Origin of the sequence: Bacillus sp. FSL K6-3200 (assembly GCF_038630485.1) — a bacterium.
GTDB classification, from domain to species: domain Bacteria; phylum Bacillota; class Bacilli; order Bacillales; family Bacillaceae; genus Bacillus; species Bacillus safensis.
The window spans coordinates 3,446,417-3,466,472 of sequence record NZ_CP152032.1; the positions used below are offsets into that span (position 1 = coordinate 3,446,417).

Below are 20,056 nucleotides of genomic sequence, written 5' to 3' on the forward strand. Positions count from 1 at the left end.
GTCTTTCCTCTTTGTCAACTCCACACATCTTTTACATATCTATTGTCATTTGTGAGGGCTGTCAGCCAATTTTCAGCTGTTTCCTTCGAGCATTGTTTCTCGTTTTGATAGAGATTGATCAGTGTAGCCTCTACATCTGGGGCCATTACTTTTCCGTCTCCGCACACATACAGATAAGCACCTTGATCAAGCAATTCGATCAGCATGCCGCCGTCTTCTTTCAACAAATGCTGGACATATATTTTTTGCTCATCGTAACGAGAATAAGCACGATGGATATGGACAACTCCTTTTTGCGCTGCAAGCTGCATTTCATCAAAATACAGATCATCTTCCTGAGGATGACGGCAGCCAAAATATAGGTGTGCTTCGCCTAGCTGCTTCCCTTCCTTCTGCCACACTTCTCTTGCCTGAACAAATCCTCTAAATGGAGCGATTCCTGTACCTGGTCCGATCATGATCATCGGTATGTCTGATGAAGGAGGCAGCTGGAATCCGTCTTGCGCTTCATGCAGGAAGCAGGCTACTTCTTCTCCTTCTTTCAGACCACATAAGTAGGTTGATGCGACTCCGGCATATTCTCCGCTGCCGCTCCATGCTTTACCTTTTACAACAGCCACTGTGATACTGACTTTTTCTTCATCTACCTTTGGCGAGCTAGAGATCGAATAATAACGCGGCTTCAAACCTGGTAAAAGTGCCAAAAAGTGCACAAACGGCAGCTCACAAGCTTCATATTGATCTAATAAATCCAGCATGGTTACTCGTTTCTTTAAAATGGCTTCTTGATATGCTTCACCAGCCATTTGTTCAAGTTCCACGCGGTGAGGCGGACATACAGTATGTGCTGCAAGCTCTCTTAGCTGTGTACGTGTCGCAGGCTCTTGAAGCTCAACATGCGAGGCAAGTAATTCTTTGATTGGAATCGGATGATCTAATGGTAAATGACTTGCCTCTTTCTCAGATGAAAGCTTTATGTGCTGCTCTGGATCTAGTTTAAAGCGGCGGGTCACACGCTGAACGAGTGCATCACTATTTTTCGGTACAATCCCAATATGATCCCCTTCTTTGTATGCTTTTCCAGCAGGCAATTTCAGTTCAATATGTCTTGTCTGCCTCGTGCTTTTTTCTGATTGTAATTCTTCATTTTTCAATACAACAGCTGAAAAGGCTTCATATATTTTAGCTACAGGACGCTCCACTAGCTCATTAGTATAAGCAACTGATAGGTTTGGTTTTTCCTTACCTTTTTCTTGGAAGGTGAGCTTAAATTCTTCTGCAAGCTGTTCGAAGACTGTTTTCTGGAAGATTTCTTTATCCTCATCCATATCACCGCCTGCATCACCTTCTCCTAAATCAACTACTCTCTTGGCTCCTTTTCTTTCCAGAGCTTCATCAATCAGACGGGGGATCCGCTGGTACGTACTCGCCCAATTTCGATCCCCGCATCCAAAGACCGCAAATGTCACGTTTGATAAATCCTGCGCCTCATCCCGCGTCAACCAATCCACGAATTGCTTCGCATTGTCAGGTGGATGTCCGTTGTATGAAGCGGTCACGATGAAGACAGCGCCTGTATCTGGCAATTGGCGTGTAAAGTCATCAAGCGGCGCAGTGGTCACATCGAACCCTTTTGCTTTCCCGTCTTCAGCCAATTCGTTCGCTATTTGCTTCGCCGTACCAAGATTTGATCCGTATAAAACTAGCAGCGGTGTACCGTGACTCGCCACTTTTGACTCATGAGATTTGGTGCTTTTCTTCGGTTCTTCTTTCGGCGGTGCCATAAAGAATTGCTGCTTCCTTGGCCGCACTTTGATTTTAAAATCGTTAGGTTTAATTGTGAGAGATTCTTTTAAATCAAGCTCATATGATGTGTGATCAATTAACTCTAAATTGTGCAGAACCATCGCGAGAACCATCGTAGCTTCATGCAGGGCGAACTGCATACCGATACATGCACGCTGTCCATTCCCAAAGGGTTTGTAGGCGTGCTGCGGGATGTTCTCAGGATGCGTAAACCGCTCTGGTTTAAATTCTTCAGCATCCTCTCCCCATACCGCTGGATCACGGTGTAATTTAGGGAGCAGAACAGAGACACTTTGATTCTTTTGAATCGGATATTTCCCCCCGATTACTGTGTCCTCTTTAGCGTAAACTGAGAAAGAAGGCGCAGTCGGCCAAAGTCGAAGTGCCTCATGTAACACCATACGGGTGTAGCTTAGCTGTTGCACCTGCTTAAATGTAGGCAGACCGTCCTGTAGCACCTCATCTGCTTCTTGGACGGCTTTCTTTAGTTTCTCTGGATTCTTTAATAAGAAATAAATCGCAAATGATAGCAGACCACTTGTCGTTTCATGCCCCGCGATTAAGAAGGTAATGATCTGATAACGGATATTTTCATCTGACAAACGCTCACCTGTTTCAGGGTCCGTCGCATGCAGCATAAGGGACAGCAAATCATCGCCCGTTTTATCTTGTTTTTTCCGTTCCTGAATAATATCATCTACTAATTGCTTCATAAAATCGACATTTTGCTCAAATTCTTTTCTTCTTTTGATCATGAGTTTATCTGCAATCGGCCATCTTTTCGATTGGTCCATCGCTTCATTTAAGCCTTTCAGCATGCTTTCGATAAATGGATGCTGATTCTCTTTATAAAAGCTGTTAAACCGAAAATCAAAACCGCAAAGACCAATTGTATCTAAAGTGAGTTTTGTCATATCCTCTGCTACTTCAATTTCTTCATCGCGGCCTGTTCTTTGCCATTTTTGCACAAGCTGCGTTGCAATATCGAGCATCATCTCGTGATAGCCCTTCATCGCCTGCTGACTAAACGCCGGCATCAAAATTTGATGAGCTTTTCTCCAGTTTGGTTCTTCTGTCCAGCTTGTAAATAGGCCATCTCCTGCAAATGCTCTTGCTTTATCAAGACTAATCCCGATGAATTTATCGAATCGGCTCTCATCACATACTTCTTGGACAAGCTCATGACTGGAAACAAAAACACCGGTTATATCTGAAAATTCAAATTGATAAATCGCTCCTAATTCATCTGCCAGCCGCCAAAAAGTTTGAGATAGCTCTCCCTTTTTCAACAGAGGGATGTTTTTTAGCGGTCCGTATGTTTTTGGTTTTGGAATGATTGATGTTTGTTGCATATTCCCACTCCCTTTATTTCATTTAGATGCAACGCTAATGGCGCGCCATAAGCATTGCTCAATTTCCTCTATAAATTCAATTGTTGGCTCTATTTCCTCTGCAAGGATCTGTTTATGCAGTTGCACAAAGGCACCAAATACAATCGATAAAATGGTTCTACCTGAAAGATTCGGGTGAATCCCATCCTTTTTCCCTTCTTCAAAGATAAGGAATAGCTCATTTAACAAATGCTGCATTTTCTCTTTGCTTGTCTCGTCTAAGTAATGGGACCGATTATCAATTTCTAAAAAATATAGCCCGGTTGGATTCTCCTTTGTAAACAAAACCAAACAATAAAATACATGCTTAAAGTAATCCCTGATACTTGCTTTTGGATCTGGACTGTTTGTGTTCATTTTTTCGATAAAAGTAGATAGACTACGTTGATACAAAATATTGACGAGTGCCTCTTTGCTGTCGAAATAACGATAAATGGTTCCTGCTCCGACGTTTGCTCTTTTTGAAATCATCGGCATCGTTGTGCCATCAAAGCCCCGTTCAATAAATAAGTCTAGTGAAGCCTTCATAATCTGTTCTTGTTTATCAGTCACTGCTGGCACTTCATCCCCTCCTTATAAAAATGTAGGAATGAACGTTCATTCCGTTTGCGGTATATTATATTAATATTTTAATTTCATCTATTTATACTTAAACATACTTATTTTATTACGTCATCACATTTTCTGAAAATAATAATAATTAAGAAATGATACCTAGTCACATGACATCCAAAGGACTTATAAAGATTGGCAAATTTGTGTCATGTGGGTGTCATCGGCACTACACATTCATTCTTGATCGATTGGAGACTGAATATGATCGTCATATGTATCAATATATAAGTTTCCATTACTTGAACGAACAGCATAAACAATGTCCTTTAAGGAAAGCTGCCTTTTTTTAAGCTCTTCTTCTATCCATTGCTCTGTTAATTGATTTTCATGTATGTTCTTTTGGATGAGTTTCCCGTCCATGATGACTTCAATCGGCATGTAACGCTCTTCATTCATGAACAAATCAAGATCCTTCCGCGTGACATTTTCAAACGAAGGATATTTTTTCACTGACATATGCCCATCTGTTTCAATCATCGCAAATTCAACTTCGCTAATATTGAAGATGTCTTTTTCTCTCAGCTGCTGATTTAAATAATCAAGGGTATATCTCATCCCTTTCATATTTTCTTCAAGAATTTTTCCATTTTGTATGACAAGTGTTGGTTTACCAGCCATGAACCCTCTCATCTTCCGGCTTCTTAATGCAAGCAAGGAAATCACATAAATAATCAAGACAAGTGACACAAAGGAAATCGTTGTGTGCTGAAGCGGGAGCGTTGTATTAAACGCCAGGTTCGCTGCAATTGAACCTAAGCTAATGGCTGCTATAAAATCAAAAATATTCATTTGCGCAATGGTTTGTTTCCCTAAAAGACGTGCTCCTCCAAATAAAATCGCAAAAGCAAACATCGTCCGAAGAATGACTTCAATATGGTCAGGCATATAAGTGTCCACCTTTCAATTGCATCAAAAAAAGCCTTTTCCTTAGAAAAGACTCTTTGTTAGACTATGCATTTATTTCATCATTATTCATTTGGGCAGTACCGCTTTGTTCAAATTGTGATCGCAGTTCAATAATTGTGCTATTCCTCACATGATCTGCTTCTTGCTCAAGAAGCCATGTATAAAATCTAGCTTGCTCCGCTGTCTGTAAAGCATTCATATATTTTTGCGAGGAACGCTTCTCTGCAACGCGCTGCTTTATCCCGCGCATCTGCTTCCAAAATTGATAATAAGGGAGCTTGAGTTTGGTCATAAAGCCGCGATCATCCTCAATAACATACCCCTCTTCTTTAATTGTGTCATCATGAGAGACTGCTTGATACCATTTATAAAAAGACGTCCAATCATGGAAAACAGCCACTTCCTGCTTGCAGGATATTCCAAGCTGTTCACTTAATCTTTTCACTTCAGCGAATGGTGCTTTTTCATAGCTTAATTGCCGCTTCACAATATCAAGTAGAATGAGTTGATCTTGTTCATAGGTGATAATATGCGGATCTTTTTCTGGCAAAATGACTTCAAACACAAGAGATACATGGTGGTCACGAACGTATGATTTGATGTAATCAGCCTGCACGTCACTGAAGGTCTTATAAAATAGCTCTTCGACCCAGGTAGCATGCTGATTTTGTTTCACATGTGATGTATACGATTTGGACGTAAACACCAATTCATCTTCCATTTCATTATACCCAACAGTTCCTAAGTATCCATTTGCTTTATCATATACGGTGACAGGGAATTGTAGATGGTTCACTAAATGCTGCATTCTTGTCTCCGGACGCTCATCAATGTTAAAAAATTTATTGTAGCTTCTAGACACAATCTGCTTTGAAACCATATTGACAAACAAACCTCTTGCCTTCACATTCACATCATCCCACTGACGTTCACTAAAAGCCTTTTTCGTAAAATTAAAAGACGAAATATGGTGTGGAAGCTTTAATTCCTGTACGTATTCATGCTGATCTAAATGAGCTAAAAAATCATCCAGTGAAATATCTGGCAGAACAGCAGCCGATTGTTTTTTCTCAGAGGCTCTGTAGACTGGATTGTCAATTTCATGAGTCTCAATCCCGTCAACTGTGATTTTCAACACCCGCAGCTGCCCCCCAAATTCAACCTGACCTTCTAGGTTAAAAGATCTTTCCGCTGCGTGAATAGGCAGTCTGTATAAATTGCGATGCCCGTGAATTTGGATGATATCCAGCCCAGCTGTATTTTGAACAAATAAGTGATCAATGTCATCTGAATATTCTCCTACGCCGTGAATGAGCTGCTGTGTTGAGACATGAAGAAGCTCTTTCGGCAAATGAGCAAGTCCGCCATGGGTAACAAGAAATGTCTGATCATGGTACGTAAAATAAGTCAGCTGATGAAAGGTTCTGACAAACTGTCGTACTTCCTTCAAATCAAAGTTTGCTGCTTCGATTTCAAGCGCAGTATACCTGTTAAACATATTGCTTCTAACTTTTTCACCATGTGCAAACCGGTATAAATGCTGATCATGATTGCCTTCAATGACGATGACATTCCGGCATTCTCTATGGGCAAGCATCCATTCTAATACTTCTTTGTTTTCTATGCCTCTATCAAGCAAGTCACCTGCAAAAATATAAAGTTCGTTTTCTTTGATGTCTCCTTGCAAATAGGTGGTAAGTGCGGTGTAACACCCGTGAACATCTCCGAAAACATGAATGGCCTCATATTGATCAAAGGATCGAGGCTGATAGGTCATCACTTGCGGATATTCCTCCGGCTGCAAAACAGTCACCCATGATGGGACCTTTTCTGTTTTTAACCGCTCGTTCATTTGATACAAAACAGATTCACGCACCACTTTGTGAGATTCACGTGAGCGATTTTGCAAAAGAGCTGTTTCAAGGGGTACCTGCGTGAAATCGACGACATACACCCTGTAACGATAAGATGTCGCTAAAGACTTATATTGAGAAATCGATTTACTTGAAATATGTGTCGCATCAATCACAGTAAAGTCTCCGCGCTCCATACGGGCTGTGAGTAGATCGAATAATAAAGACCAAACTTTGTGGTCATGCTTGCTTGAAATTTCTAGTTTCCCATTGACTGATAGCTGCGGCGGCTGCGTCAACAGCCGGATTTGATCCGCTGATAAAGTGTAAGGCTCTAAGCCTTGTTCTTTAATCCATGTTGATTTACCTACGCCTGGGAGACCTCTTAAAAGGACTAAAGTTCTCATATTGGTTCTCCTTTAATGAGTGATATTTTACCTATTATAGATAAATTATGGATAAATCTCAATCTTTTATTGAATATGGTAATATATAGATAGAAAAGGAGGTTTTACGTATGTCTAATGGGGAGAATATGGCATTCAACATGGGAGATCTTCTATTTCAAGTGTTCTCTCTTCTATTCATTGCCTTTATTGTGACCATCATTGTCATCGCGTTTCGCATGATCAGAAGAAAACGAATGGAATTGAAAAAAATCGAAGCAAGATTAAACAAAGTGATTGAAAAAAACGATTTAAAAGAGTAAAAAATCCGGGAGTTAACCGGATTTTTTTGTTTTCATCACGATTCCTTGACGCTGCTGCATCAAAAAGAAGAAGACGCCTAAAAGAACAAGCAGACCGCCAAGCATTTGAAGCAGTGTGACTTTCTCTCCAAGCAGCCATACAGCAAGTATCGTTGCCCCAACAGGTTCGCCAAGAATACTCATTGAAATGGTTGTCGCATTAACATAGGTTAATAGCCAATTATTAATGACATGAGACATCGTAGGAATGATGGCGAGCAATAAAAAAATTCCCCATTCTTTACCCGGATAGCCTATAAAAGGAGTTTGTTGAAGCAGATTGAATAACATTAAAAAAAGACCGGCAAAACCAAATACACAAAAACTATAAATCCAATGAGATATTTTTCTTACAGCTTGTTGACCTATTAACAAATAACAAACAACAGCGATCACACTTAAAAAGGATAAAATATCTCCTAAGATGGCTTCCTTGCTATGACCAATATCTCCCCAGCCTATCATGAGGGCACCAACAATTGCTGCACACATCGTCAATAGAGCAGACATCGTCGTTCGTTCACGGAAAATGAGGAATCCGCCTAATAAGGAGACCATTGGCTGAAGGGCGATAATAATGGTAGAGCTTGCCACTGTCGTCAGCTTCAGTGAGCCAAACCACAACACAAAATGGAGTCCTAAAAAGAAGCCTGACATACATAAGAAAAACCAGTCTCTGCGTTTTATCGAGAGAAATTCTTTTTTTCTAGGCAGGATAAACGGCAGCATGAAAACCGCCGCAAAGATCATTCGATACATACTTAAAATAGCAGCAGGTGCATTTGACCATTTCACAATGATTGCAGAAAACGAAATGGCAATAATTGAAATCACAAGCGGCAGTGCAATTGATTTCGTTTGAGCAGTTGTCTTCATTTCCATTAGCAGCTTCCTTTACATCAGCAGTAGATGAGCAGTTCATCTTGTATGTCGTCATCTTACTATGTCCATTCACCTAGTGGCAAGATGATTTTTTAAAACTGGCGTGAGCTTTTTGGATGAAAAAAAGCTTTCATCACGAAAGCCTTCCAGATTGTTGACAAAGGGCTAAAATGATTTTTATTTTAGCCCTTTGTCTTCTTTTCAGCGTGATAGAAAACCTTTGAAGTCTAGGAAGGACGAGCATTGGCGCGGAGCGAATTGAACATTCGTGAGCACAGGCGCGCAGGGCTGACAAAGAATGCGAGGGTTTGTCTACACGCTGAAAGGCTTTCATCACGAAAGCCTTCATTCATCATCTATTAACAGATAAACGGCCTGAACTGGACCATGAACCCCTACTACTAAATTCATTTCAATATCGGCAGAATTACTTGGACCTGATATGAAATGGATGGCACTTTTCGCCTGCTCCCCCTCTTCTACTGAGCGATTGAGAGCCGAAACAGCCTGAATCATTCGCGGAACAATCGAGCTTTTCTCTATACACACGATATACATCGTCGGTAAAAAATGCAGCGCTCTTCCTTGACCTTGGTGGGATGAAAGAACAACTGTACCTGATTCTGCAAGGGTATAATCACTGAACACAACAGCATATTTCGCTTGTTCTGCCTGCCTTAAGTTTTCTTCTCTTGATGCGTCTGTATTCCAGCAGGTGACGGACATTCCGTCTTGTTGCAAGCTGTCAAACATAGGGCGGAATCCATATTGTTCAAAACGATGATCATGCGATGTTACTACAGAACCCTCACCATATTCTGTCATCAATAATCGTAATACAGTGGGCGCTTCCTCTGGTGTTGTTTCGACCACTCTTGTGTGAATTTGCTGACATTGCTTTTTCAATTGCTCGACCAATTCATCTTTAGACAAACATCCGTTTGTTTCCCACTGGACTTGATTCCTCCATTTCGGACGCTGAATTGATGCAGATGGGGAGGAGCTTTTACCTAATTGATGCTGGATATGAGATAAAAACGACTCTCGGTGAAAAATGGTCCCCTTCATCACTTCTCCTCCTTTTGTCTCTTTTTAAACCAATCCCTGAATCTTTCTTTACTTGGAACTGGCAGGTCACGAATATCTGTCCAATTCTTTAAAGGGCCTATTCCTTTTGAAATTTGTCCGTTTGAAGCCATACGATTCAAGAGCGCAGGGGCTGCTTTTGTTCCAAATTGATACATCCCGGGAGACGATGCCCCCATGCCAAACATTTTCATCGCCATCATTTCAGCTTTAGGCGCTCTGCCCTCTTTTTCTACGATCACCTGTCTATGTTTAATCAATAACTCATGAAGTGGAATTTTCACTGGACAAGCATCCGTGCAGGCTGCGCACAGACTTGATGCAAAGGGGAGCTCCTTGTAGTCATCATAGCCGCCAAGAAGCGGTGAAAGAACAGCACCGATTGGCCCCGGATAAATCGAACCGTACGAATGTCCGCCAACATGCCGGTAAACCGGGCATACATTGATGCAGGCTGCGCACCGGATACATTGGAGAACAGGCTGAAAGTCCGTTCCTAATATATTTGACCGCCCATTGTCCACAATGACCAAGTGAAATTCTTCTGGTCCATCCACTTCTCCTTTTCCTTTTGGTCCCACAACAGAAATATAACTAGTTAATTTTTGACCGACTGCGCTTCTGCACAAAAGACCCACAAGGACATCCAGTTCCTCCATCGTTGGAACAAGCCGTTCCATTCCCATAACGGCAATATGCGTCTTCGGTATAGCCGTGACAAGATCCGCATTCCCTTCATTTGTCACAAGGCAGATCGACCCTGTGTTGGCCACTGCAAAATTACAGCCGGTCACACCAATATCAGCTTCGAGGAATTTTTCACGCAAGATGGCTCTCACAAAATTCGTCATTTCTTCAGGTGTTTCTGACATCTCATACCCTAGCTTCTCATGAAATACTTCCCGTATTTGTTCTTTCGTCATATGAAGGGCAGGTGCCACAATATGTGAAGGCGGTTCATGGTCATCCACTTGCAGAATATATTCGCCAAGATCGCTTTCGACCAGCTCACAGCCGATCTCTTCAAGCGCTTGATTCATTTCAATTTCTTCTGTGACCATTGATTTTGATTTGACGACTTTTTTGGCTGCTTTTTTCTGTGCCACGCCTTGAATATATGCTGATGCCTCTTCCTTTGTTTTCGCAAAAAAGACATGGCCTCCGCGTGCACTTACACTTTCACTTAATTGATATAAGTAGTCATCAAGATGCGTCAGCGTATGCTGCCGGATTTCCTCGCCAAGCTCACGCCACTTTTCCCAATTGCCAAGCTCCTCGCTTGCAGTCAGCCGCCTTTTATACAGACGTTCCTGTGCTGAGGAGACAGCACCTCTCATGACAGCGTCTTCTAAACCTTCCCCGATCCGTTCTTTAAAGGCCTTTTCTCCAATTTTCATACTCATGTGCCGTTCCTCCTCTTAAAGTCCGCGGCTGTTTAATACTTCTGCGATGTGCATGACCTGGATGGGTTTATCAAGACGGTTCAGTCTCCCGCCAATGTTCAGCAGACATCCGCAGTCAGCACCGATGATATATTCAGCGCCTGTCTCCTCTATGCTTTGTACTTTTTCATCGACCATCTGCTCAGAAATAGGGGTCATTTTCACTGAAAAGGTTCCTCCAAACCCGCAGCAATTTTCTGCGCGAGGCAATGGTTTCATCGTCAAATCTTTGACATTTGACAACAGTATAAAAGGCGCGTCCTTAATGCGCAGCAGTCTCGTCATATGACAAGAGGTGTGATAGGTTGCGTTTCCTTTCAGGCTCGCCCCTACATCTGTCACGTGTAATATATCAACAATAAACTCTGTTAATTCATATGTTTTTGCGGCAAGTGCCTCAGCCTTGGTCGACCACACTCGTTCTTCTTTTAAAAGATGAGGATATTCTAAAAACATCGCCTTACACGAACCTGATGGTGTCACAACATATTCAGCTGATTCAAAGGCTTTGATCATGTTTTTCGCTGCTTTGATTGTCTCTTTTGTATAGCCGCTGTTAAAGGCTGGCTGCCCGCAGCACACTTGTGTTTCTGGAAATTCCACTTCAACACCGAGTCTTTCCAATACTTCCACTGTCGCCTTTCCTACATTTGGCTGCATCGTGTCAATTAAACAAGTAACGAATAAATGGACTTTCATCGGCGAACTTCCCTTCTATTGCTGCATTTTGATTCATCATTCTGGTCATCTGATGACTAAATAACAGGCCTTAATTTCATTTTAATCCCAAATTTCTGAAATTTCAACGAAGTGATTTGTCTAAAATTTGTACTTATGGCCCGTGTGACTAAATGAAAAAAAACGCCCTTTTCATAGGGCGTTTTTGATGTTTATTTTGAAATCAATTCACGAATTTTTTCTTCAATAGGTGCTAACGGACGGCCTAGTAATGTTTCGAAATCTTGGCTTTCGACGGCTAAAGCACCATCGCGAATGCCGCTTTGAATGGCTTTGACAAATGGCACTGCTTCTTTCGGTACACCATTTGAAGCTAAAAATTCTCCAAATGTGTCCACATCTATTTTTTCTACTTTGATTTCTTTTCCGCTCACCTTACTAACAATTTGTGCAAGTTCAGTGTGCGTCCGAAGCGGTCCTGACAGTTCATATATCTCCTGATCAAGAACCGGAAGTGTTAACGCATTTGCTGCCGCTTCTGCGTAGTCATTTCTTGTCGCCCAGCCAACCTTTCCTTCGCCGATAGGGCTTAAAAATGGTGCGCCGCTGACTGACGCCAGAATCGTATCTTTTTCATTTTCAACATACCAGTTGTTTCTTAAAAATACATGAGGAATGCCAGAGGCCAAAATGGCTTCTTCTGTTTTGGCATGGTCATTTGCAAGGACAAGCTGACTCTCTCTTGCATTGACAACACTTGTATAAGCAATAAACGACACATTTGCTGCTTTTGCCGCTTCGATTGCTGCTTTATGCTGCTGCACGCGGTCTCCATCCGCTGTTGAAATGATCAACAGACGGTCAATGCCCTCAAATGCTGATGTCAAGGTGTCTGGCTGAGTAAAGTCTCCATGGCGTACATCCACCCCATCATCCTTCAAATGTGCTGCTTTTTGCGGATTTCGAACACTGACTGCAATTTGTTCAGCCGGTACTTTTGTAAGCAAATGCTTAACGACGAGCGATCCAAGTTGTCCTGTTGCGCCTGTTACTAATAATTTCATTTGTTGACCTCCTCATTTTTCGTTCAACGGTGATGTGCATTCGTTATAATCGAAATGGTTACAACAAAGGTGTAAAAAAAGCTCTAATGTACGAGCTTTTTTATTCCGCCTCTGTTAATAATTGCTGAATTGTCACTTGCTTGAGGTGATTCTCAAGTGCAGCTTGTGCTTCTTTTAGTTCATGCCGCAGTCTCGTATCCATCACTTGACCAATCGGGCATGCGATGACGGGCTGATGAAAGTTAAATAATTCTTCATCCTCGCTTACATCGACAGCACGGTACACATCTAACAGCGTGATGTCTTCAGCCGGTCTTTTTAAATAAGCACCGCCTACTCCGCGGCGAATTTCAATGAGACCCGACCGTTTGAGCATTGCCATCATTTTTCGAACAATGGCTGGATTTGAATTCACGCTCTCTGCAATAAAATCACCTGTACACTCTTTTGGAACACCTGCAATAAATGACACAATATGAACAGCAATCGGATACCTGCTACTAATTTGTTTCACAATCTTTCACCACCGTTGTAATCAATATAGTTACAATGAGTGGTTTTGTCAATCAATAAACGGATTTTTCTTTCGGTCCCAGTCCTCATATGCCATGATATCGTAGTTTTCTGCTGTATCAAGTTCAAGCGGGGCCATGCATTCAAGCAGATTCTCATCTGGGTCAAGAAAATAGATCGCTGCATGAAATTGCGGCGGATTATCGAGAACTAAAGGCTGTTCCTCTTCTGAAAAACCAAACATTGGGTGAATGCTGATGTCTCTTTCAATCAGCCAACTCTTGATCTGTTCGATACTGGATGTTTTAATTTGGAAGGCGACATGTCGAGTTGCTACGTGATATGGAATAGTGGACATATCTGCCTTCCATATGCCAAGCCAGCTCTTTCCTTTCTGAATCCATAAAAAGGCTACTCTTTCATTCTCATGAGCAAGTGTCAATCCCAATTTTTCATAAAACGCAATAGATGTCTTTAAGTCACTCACAGGTAAATGTGCTTCATACAGTCCTTTTATCATCATCAAAATCACTCCTTTTCTACCTTCTATTCTGCAGGAGTTGATGATATTCTGCCTCAGCAAAACGATGTATTTTATCTCCAACATTGGTTTGAGAGAACTTGTATGTTTGATCCATTACAGATGGGGGAAGGTGTTCAAATAAAAGAAAGGAGCGTTTCTTATGCCTTGGACGATGAACGATTATCCAGCTTCATTTCAATCATTAGACAACGTCATTCGAAAAAAAGCGCTTGAGATTGCCAATAAAATGATTCAGGAAGGCTATGAGGAAAATAGAGCCATTCCCATTGCAATCAGTCAAGCGAAAGAGTGGAAAAAGAACGCAGCGGAGAAAGAGGTAGAGAATTTCTCATCTCATGGTTCTGTCAAACCTTCTGAGGGCAGCAGCTCCGCAAGACCAGAACTCATGGATCATGCGCAGCATGTAATAAAGCACGAGGAAGGCTGGGCGGTTCAAACTGAGAAAGCGAAACGAGCAAGTGAGGTCAAAGAAACAAAACAAGAAGCAATTAAGCGGGCAAAGGAGATTTCAGCTAATAAAGGAACATCCGTTGTCATTCACCGAAAAGATGGGACGATTCAGGATGTGTTAAAGCCGCAATAAGACCGCTCGTCAGCGGTCTTTTTTATGCATTCTTTTCTTTTTTGGCTGGTGTTTTTCTTTTCTTAGGCGCTGCTTTTTTCGCTTTGGCTGGTTTTGATCGGTCGATCGAAGCCTGTAGTGCGGCCATTAAATCAGTCACATTGGATGCAGGATCTTTTTTGCCTGTCGTTTCTGGTTGAACAGTATGCTCTCCGGATATTTTATCGCCGATTAAATTCATCAGCTGTTCTCTGTATTCATCCTGATATGCTGCTGGATCGAATGTCGTGGTCAGCTGCTCGATTAAAAGGAGGGCTGTATCTAACTCTTTTTTGACAATGTTCTCCTCTTGGGGAATATTCGGTACATCTGATACTTGTCTAATTTCGTCAGGGAAATGAATGGTTTCCATCAGCAAAATATGTTCATAGCACCTAACGATCGCTAATTGTTCCTTTGAGCGGATCATAATTTTTGCCACACCAATTTTCCCCGATTCCTCTAGAGCTTTTCTTAATAATGAATAAGCCTTTGCTCCGCCGGTATCCGGTGATAAAAAGTAACTTCTTTCGTAATAGATGGGATCAATTTCTTCAATCTTCACAAAATCAATGATTTCAACGGCTTTTTCTTCATTTTCTTTTCGCAGTTTTTCTAGCTCTTCATCGTCCAATTCAATAAATTTATTTTTCGCATATTCATACGCCTTCACAATTTGTTCTGGCGCTACCTCTTCACCGCAATTGGCACATACTTTCTTGTAGTTAATGGGCGTGTGACACTCTTTATGCAGCTGCCTTAATTTAATGTCTTTGTTCTCTGTAGCGGTAAACAGCTTGACTGGAATATTGACCAATCCGAAACTAATGCCGCCTTTCCATACTGTATGCATTGTGCTTCCTCCGTTCTTTTCTCCTTACTATGTAATGTTTTCATCAGACTTATGTATGTGATTGAAAATTTCATCCCACTCTAAGAACACATGATATAAGGAAGTGACATGCACAATGAAACCTATGCGATTAACACCTGCACATGATATTCCTGCTGGTGTAGACTGGGTGTATGAATTAAAATATGATGGCTTTCGGGCTATTCTTGTATGGGAAGAAGACGAGATTCGTTTAGAAAGCAGGACCGGAAAACGGCTAAATGAGCAATTTCCTGAAGTGATAGAGCAGTGCGAACAATTAAGAGACGAATTTGCTCCCTTTTTACCGCTGACGCTTGACGGAGAATTGGTCTTTTTACTGAGTGAACAGCAAAGCGAGTTTGCAAAGGTTCAGCAAAGAGGCAGGCTGAAAAACAAAGAAGCCATCAAAAGACAGGCTGAACGATTTCCATGTCATTTCATTGCGTTTGATCTATTAAGCTGTAAAGGGAAACCTCTTGTTGATTCACAGTTGATGGAAAGAAAAAATCAGCTGCAGCAAGTATTCCAAGAAGCAAAGCTCTCCTCATCAGTTCAGCTGGAGCATCCTTCCCTTTTGCAGGTCATTCATACAGACCCAGACTCTGAATACATGAAAAACGTGATGACGACGTATTTAGCAGAAGGACTAGTAGCGAAAAAAAAGACGAGTAAATGGCATGATAATATTCGTTCAAAAGAATGGCTGAAAATGAAAAACTGGCTGTATGTCTCTGTCATTGTGACCCGTTTTGACAAAGATAATGGCTATTTCCAAGGTTCCATTTATCAAGATTCGGCTCTCATCGAGGTTGTCCAATTCAAGCATGGATTTTCTAAAGAAGAAGAACAAACGCTGCGTACGCTATTTCAGACAAAAGGCCAGTTAACAGGAGGATCATTATACGAAATCCCTCCTTCTATCGTTGCCAGCATTGCTTGTATATCCTTTGATGGATCGGCGTTAAGAGAGCCGCGTTTTTCTTCCTTTTTACTAGATGCTGATCCAGCAGCATGTACATTTCAGCAAATGCTCAAACAGCTGTATCCACTCCCTGCTGTTATAGACGTCACTCACCCTGAGAAACCGATTGTCCCGGCTCTTCAACTAAACAAGGCAGATTATTTACTTTATTTGAGACAAGTGGCTCCCTATCTTTTGCCCTTTTTACACGAAAGGCGTCTTACTTTAATTCGGTATCCTCATGGAACTGGAGACGAATTCTTTTATCAAAAATCGACACCTGATTATGCGCCGGATTTTGTTTTAACAGATGAAGTTGATGATATTTCTTATACGGTCTGTAATGATCCTCGTACGCTTCTTTGGCTTGGCAACCAGCTGGCAATGGAATTTCATATCCCTTTTGAAACAAGAGATACGAATCGGCCGACAGAAATCGTCTTTGATCTGGACCCGCCATCTGTAAATGAATTTCATCTAGCCATAGAAGCTGCTAAACGAATCAAAGCGATTTTAGACGGGCTTTTTCTCACAGCCTTTATTAAAACAAGCGGAGGAAAAGGGCTTCAAGTCTATATCCCATTAAAGAAAAACGCCTTCACATATGAAGAAACAAGACGATTCACCGCGTTTATATGCCAATTTTTATGTGAACAAGCACCGGATCTTTTTACTCTGGAACGTCTTAAGAAAAAACGCGGCAATCGCTTGTATCTAGACTACATTCAGCACGATGCTGGAAAAACAATTATCGCTCCATATTCTCCAAGAGGAAATAAGCTTGGACTTGTTGCGACACCGCTTGAATGGGACGAACTCCAACATGGGGAGCTTCATCCTTCTCTATTTACGATGCCAGCTGTCATAGAGCGTTTAAAGGAAAAAGGCGATCCGTTCCGCCGCATGAGACATCTTGTGAATGATGATGCTTTTAGACAAGTTTTACATCGGCTTGCAGACAGGTGACCATCTCATTAGATGGACATCCGCGGTCATGAAGCGTTACACTTATTCATTAGAGAGGAAGAAAGGGATGACTATCTTGACCGCACATTCATTTCGAAATACAGCTTTGATTTTCTTATGTCTTTCCGCAGGAATTGTGGATGTGATTGGCTATTTAAGCCTAGGACATGTGTTTACAGCCAATATGACAGGTAATATTGTGCTGCTTGGCATTGCAGCAGGAAGCTCCTTGCAGCTAACAGCCCTTCATTCCATCACTGCGCTAAGTGGATTCGTTTTAGGGGTTTTACTTGCAGTTGTAATAGGTGGAAAGCATGAAAAAACGTTTTGGCCAAAAGCCGTTACACGCATTTTTATCATAGAGGTAATGATTTTGCTTCTATTTGCTCTCATGACCATTTTCCCTTATACACAAGGTGCTTATTTTATGCTGATCATCCTTTTAAGTATGGCTATGGGCATGCAAACGGCGGCCGCTCGTAAATTGAATGTTGCTGGCATTTCCACAACCGTTCTTACGAGTACACTTGCGAACCTATTTGAAGATGCAGCCCAGCGTATATCATACCAGGAAAAAAGAAAGGCCCCTATCCAGCTTGTCAGCTTGATGCGAATAGGCTCTATTGTCTTCTACTGCCTAGGAGCGGCTTTAGCAGCATATACAGATCGTTACGATCCGTTTATCATCATTTGGCTGCCTATCTGCATTCTAGGGGTCATTGTGATCACGGCTACATTTAAGCACTTTCACCAATTGAAATAGCCAATCTCTAAATGGCTATTTCAATCACTGTGGTGAAACACTAATAACTTCTTACATAAAAACCAGGAGGACGCCCCATGATGAACGTGGAGCCATATGGAGAATATCCTGAAAACGTCCCAAATCCCCCATATCCGGGGTAACCGCCTAAACCAGAGAACACTCCAGGGCTCACATAATACCCGCCAAAGCCAATATGAGGGCCCACTGCTCCTCCGCTAAAACCGCCTCCATGAAAACCTCCATAAACACGTGGATACATACAATCACCTGCCTTCGAATCAGACCTTAACTCATCATATGCATGACAAATGGGGCGGTGCTCCTGCTTTTTCTCTTCCTTCTATGTACATTAGACCAATTTGATAAAATTTGAATGAAAAGTCCTGCAAAAAATTAAATTAAGCAAAGAAAAGTGACCTTTTTAACTTGTTGCTCTGCCCTATGTTTATTTAGAATAATGGAGCAGGTAATAAATTTGCACACCCCCTTTGTTGCGAATTCTTCTTATTAAACGTTCTTGCAGCGTTTAATAAGAAGAGCCTATTAAAACACAAAAAACCCTTGCTGACGATCATCAACAAGGGCGAGAGATAAATGGTATTAACCACCAATGATTTTTTCTGCAACTTCGAATGAACCCGCAACGTTTTGCGTCAAAACAGTCGCAGCAACCGCTAAACCAACAACGAATAATACTTTTAATCCTGTTTTCATCTTAAATCAACCCCATTCTTTTCATATGTAAATCCGCTTCTAAACTTTTGTTCAAGTAAAAAACAGACTGCTCATAAAGTGCTTGCTTTTCACAATATTTTGCTGCAAATTGTGATAGCTCTTTTACTTCATGATATTCATTCTTCTCTTCTAACTTTCTTAATTTCTCATCAATTTGCTGAAATCTTTGTGGTGCATGCGTTAAGTAAAGATCATGTACGATGCCTATTTTTAGCTGAAACACTTCATGAGAAGCATCTTTTATTCTGGCATATGCAGCCTCTATATATTGGCTTGCACGCTGCTTTTCACCAATCACACAGAGTTCCCGGCTGATCAGATACGTAGAATGGAAAAAGAAATCTGAATCATAATACTCTTGATGGGACAGTGCTTTTTCAAGATGGCGTATCGATTCCTTCGGCTTGTTCCAAAATGAATATAAAATGGCCACATTGTGGTGGTGCTGAGCCAGCATAAAATCATCCTGCTCGCTTGTCAAAACCTCTTCTGCCAGACGATAATTCTCAAGCGCCTCTTCATACCTGCCGATCTCTGTTAGATTCGCTGCGATGAGAGAGTATGAAAGGGCCGTTCTTCTTTCATACTGCTTATGCCGCTTATAAACGTGCAGCGCTCTGCGGATATAGCTTAATGAGAGCATGATATGACTGAGCCGGTAATAAAGCCATGCCACTTTAAAATCGAAATCAGCACGTTCTATCTCACTTGGAATTTTATCTAAGAGCTTTTCAGCACTTTGATACATTTGCAATGCAACCTCATAATTACCTTGATGCTGCTCATACACACCCTCATAAAAATCGAAATAATAGGCAAGACGGTTAGACAGGTCATCTTCTTTTTTTCCATAATGACTCTCTATACTTTTCGTTGAAACATTGCCTTTTTGCCCTCTTAAATTGTACATAAGAATGTGATGCCTCTTCTCAAGAAGAGAATAGTATATGAGGATATCCGCATCGTCAATTTCCTCTACCGCTTGTTTCGCTTTGGCAAATAACCGTTCCGCCTCATCTGCATGATCTTTTTTGATTTCCATGTTCCAGTCATTTAATAGTGATGCCAATTCCGCAACAGGAACTTTGCTCATTCTACACCCCCAATCACCTTCAGCTGCAACACATGATTTCACTAAATATGGAACTTCTATTAGCAATTGCTAATTAGTCCATTTGACATCATTTTAATATGAATCACTTGAATCTTCAATAACCGTTTCCATTGAAAGTGCGTTTCTTTCTCCTAGTCAATGATATTTGCGAAAAAATTCCGCTTTTTTTAAAAAAATAAACATCTCGAGATGAAATGAAAAAAGCCTAATGTTAGGGCTTTCTAATCTTATGATGGTTCATACCGTGCGATTTGTCTAAAGATCATCAGCACAGCTTTTCATTTCCTATATTTCTTTATATAATATAATCAATAACTTCGCGCCTCAGTAGCTCTAGAAGGGAAGAGCGCCGTAAAACAAATTGTAGCTGGCGGGTCGCAAGGCAAGGGTTTCAGAAGCACCGAAAAGCACACGAGCTGAGACAGGTGAAATTCCTGTCGGTGAAATTCCGTAGGGAAGCGTGTTGCCCCTAGCCTATGCTTACGAAAGGAGTGCGGGTTCGAATCCCGTC

The 20,056-nt window shown here is 41.4% G+C and carries 18 protein-coding genes; 4 read left to right on the forward strand and 14 right to left on the reverse strand.

Features of this window, described 5'->3' with window-relative positions; translation table 11 throughout:
- Positions 1 to 14: 14 nt before the first annotated feature.
- From MHI60_RS17720 to MHI60_RS17735, 4 genes are all read right to left on the reverse strand, one after another.
- Complete coding sequence (locus tag MHI60_RS17720) at positions 15 to 3,158, reverse strand: cytochrome P450 (protein ID WP_144485318.1); 3,144 nt, start codon at positions 3,156 to 3,158, stop codon at positions 15 to 17.
- An 18-nt stretch (positions 3,159 to 3,176) separates the two neighbouring features.
- Entirely contained in the window at positions 3,177 to 3,758 is a 582-nt protein-coding gene (locus tag MHI60_RS17725; protein WP_095408604.1) for a TetR/AcrR family transcriptional regulator, read from the reverse strand.
- A gap of 228 nt (positions 3,759 to 3,986) precedes the next feature.
- Complete coding sequence (locus MHI60_RS17730; RefSeq protein WP_144485316.1) at positions 3,987 to 4,697, reverse strand: DUF421 domain-containing protein; 711 nt, start codon at positions 4,695 to 4,697, stop codon at positions 3,987 to 3,989.
- 64 nt (positions 4,698 to 4,761) lie between these two features.
- A complete protein-coding gene (locus tag MHI60_RS17735) occupies positions 4,762 to 6,978 on the reverse strand; it encodes an RNA ligase (RefSeq protein WP_144485315.1) in 2,217 nt (738 codons plus the stop codon).
- A gap of 110 nt (positions 6,979 to 7,088) precedes the next feature.
- Between MHI60_RS17735 and MHI60_RS17740 the strand changes: the two genes are divergently transcribed.
- On the forward strand, positions 7,089 to 7,280 hold the full coding sequence (locus tag MHI60_RS17740) for a hypothetical protein (protein WP_095408601.1): 192 nt from the start codon (positions 7,089 to 7,091) through the stop codon (positions 7,278 to 7,280).
- A gap of 12 nt (positions 7,281 to 7,292) precedes the next feature.
- Here the strand turns inward: MHI60_RS17740 and MHI60_RS17745 are convergent, their stop codons facing one another.
- The 7 genes from MHI60_RS17745 to MHI60_RS17775 form a co-directional block, all read right to left on the reverse strand.
- Positions 7,293 to 8,201: a DMT family transporter gene (locus MHI60_RS17745; RefSeq protein ID WP_144485313.1), complete on the reverse strand. Its 909-nt coding sequence runs from the start codon at positions 8,199 to 8,201 to the stop codon at positions 7,293 to 7,295.
- 345 nt (positions 8,202 to 8,546) lie between these two features.
- A complete protein-coding gene (locus MHI60_RS17750; RefSeq protein WP_144485311.1) occupies positions 8,547 to 9,269 on the reverse strand; it encodes a lactate utilization protein C in 723 nt (240 codons plus the stop codon).
- Positions 9,269 to 10,690, reverse strand: coding sequence for a LutB/LldF family L-lactate oxidation iron-sulfur protein (locus MHI60_RS17755; protein WP_144485309.1), 1,422 nt, complete (start codon positions 10,688 to 10,690; stop codon positions 9,269 to 9,271). The genes MHI60_RS17750 and MHI60_RS17755 overlap by 1 nt, the downstream gene beginning before the upstream one ends.
- Before the next feature lie 15 nt (positions 10,691 to 10,705).
- Entirely contained in the window at positions 10,706 to 11,428 is a 723-nt protein-coding gene (locus MHI60_RS17760) for a (Fe-S)-binding protein (RefSeq protein WP_144485307.1), read from the reverse strand.
- A gap of 191 nt (positions 11,429 to 11,619) precedes the next feature.
- Positions 11,620 to 12,471 (reverse strand): SDR family oxidoreductase, encoded by an 852-nt coding sequence (locus MHI60_RS17765; protein ID WP_144485305.1) that lies wholly within the window; start codon positions 12,469 to 12,471, stop codon positions 11,620 to 11,622.
- Between the two features lie 100 nt (positions 12,472 to 12,571).
- Positions 12,572 to 12,985 (reverse strand): Rrf2 family transcriptional regulator, encoded by a 414-nt coding sequence (locus MHI60_RS17770; RefSeq protein WP_144485303.1) that lies wholly within the window; start codon positions 12,983 to 12,985, stop codon positions 12,572 to 12,574.
- A 48-nt stretch (positions 12,986 to 13,033) separates the two neighbouring features.
- Entirely contained in the window at positions 13,034 to 13,507 is a 474-nt protein-coding gene (locus MHI60_RS17775) for a VOC family protein (protein ID WP_144485301.1), read from the reverse strand.
- 160 nt (positions 13,508 to 13,667) lie between these two features.
- On the opposite strand from MHI60_RS17775, the gene MHI60_RS17780 reads away from it, so the two are divergent.
- Complete coding sequence (locus tag MHI60_RS17780; protein WP_144485299.1) at positions 13,668 to 14,111, forward strand: DUF2188 domain-containing protein; 444 nt, start codon at positions 13,668 to 13,670, stop codon at positions 14,109 to 14,111.
- A gap of 22 nt (positions 14,112 to 14,133) precedes the next feature.
- Here the strand turns inward: MHI60_RS17780 and MHI60_RS17785 are convergent, their stop codons facing one another.
- On the reverse strand, positions 14,134 to 14,982 hold the full coding sequence (locus MHI60_RS17785) for a Ku protein (RefSeq protein ID WP_048240214.1): 849 nt from the start codon (positions 14,980 to 14,982) through the stop codon (positions 14,134 to 14,136).
- Positions 14,983 to 15,097: 115 nt separating this feature from the next.
- On the opposite strand from MHI60_RS17785, the gene MHI60_RS17790 reads away from it, so the two are divergent.
- Both MHI60_RS17790 and MHI60_RS17795 read left to right on the forward strand, forming a co-directional pair.
- Positions 15,098 to 16,930 carry a DNA ligase D gene (locus MHI60_RS17790; protein WP_144485297.1) on the forward strand — a complete coding sequence of 611 codons (1,833 nt, stop codon included), beginning with the start codon at positions 15,098 to 15,100 and terminating at the stop codon, positions 16,928 to 16,930.
- 67 nt (positions 16,931 to 16,997) lie between these two features.
- Positions 16,998 to 17,693 carry a YoaK family protein gene (locus MHI60_RS17795; RefSeq protein ID WP_144485295.1) on the forward strand — a complete coding sequence of 232 codons (696 nt, stop codon included), beginning with the start codon at positions 16,998 to 17,000 and terminating at the stop codon, positions 17,691 to 17,693.
- Between the two features lie 40 nt (positions 17,694 to 17,733).
- Here the strand turns inward: MHI60_RS17795 and MHI60_RS17800 are convergent, their stop codons facing one another.
- Together MHI60_RS17800 and MHI60_RS17805 are read right to left on the reverse strand one after the other, a co-directional pair.
- Positions 17,734 to 17,955 carry a hypothetical protein gene (locus MHI60_RS17800; RefSeq protein WP_058015686.1) on the reverse strand — a complete coding sequence of 74 codons (222 nt, stop codon included), beginning with the start codon at positions 17,953 to 17,955 and terminating at the stop codon, positions 17,734 to 17,736.
- Positions 17,956 to 18,411: 456 nt separating this feature from the next.
- Positions 18,412 to 19,524 carry a tetratricopeptide repeat protein gene (locus MHI60_RS17805; protein ID WP_144470606.1) on the reverse strand — a complete coding sequence of 371 codons (1,113 nt, stop codon included), beginning with the start codon at positions 19,522 to 19,524 and terminating at the stop codon, positions 18,412 to 18,414.
- Between the last annotated feature and the right edge of the window lie 532 nt (positions 19,525 to 20,056).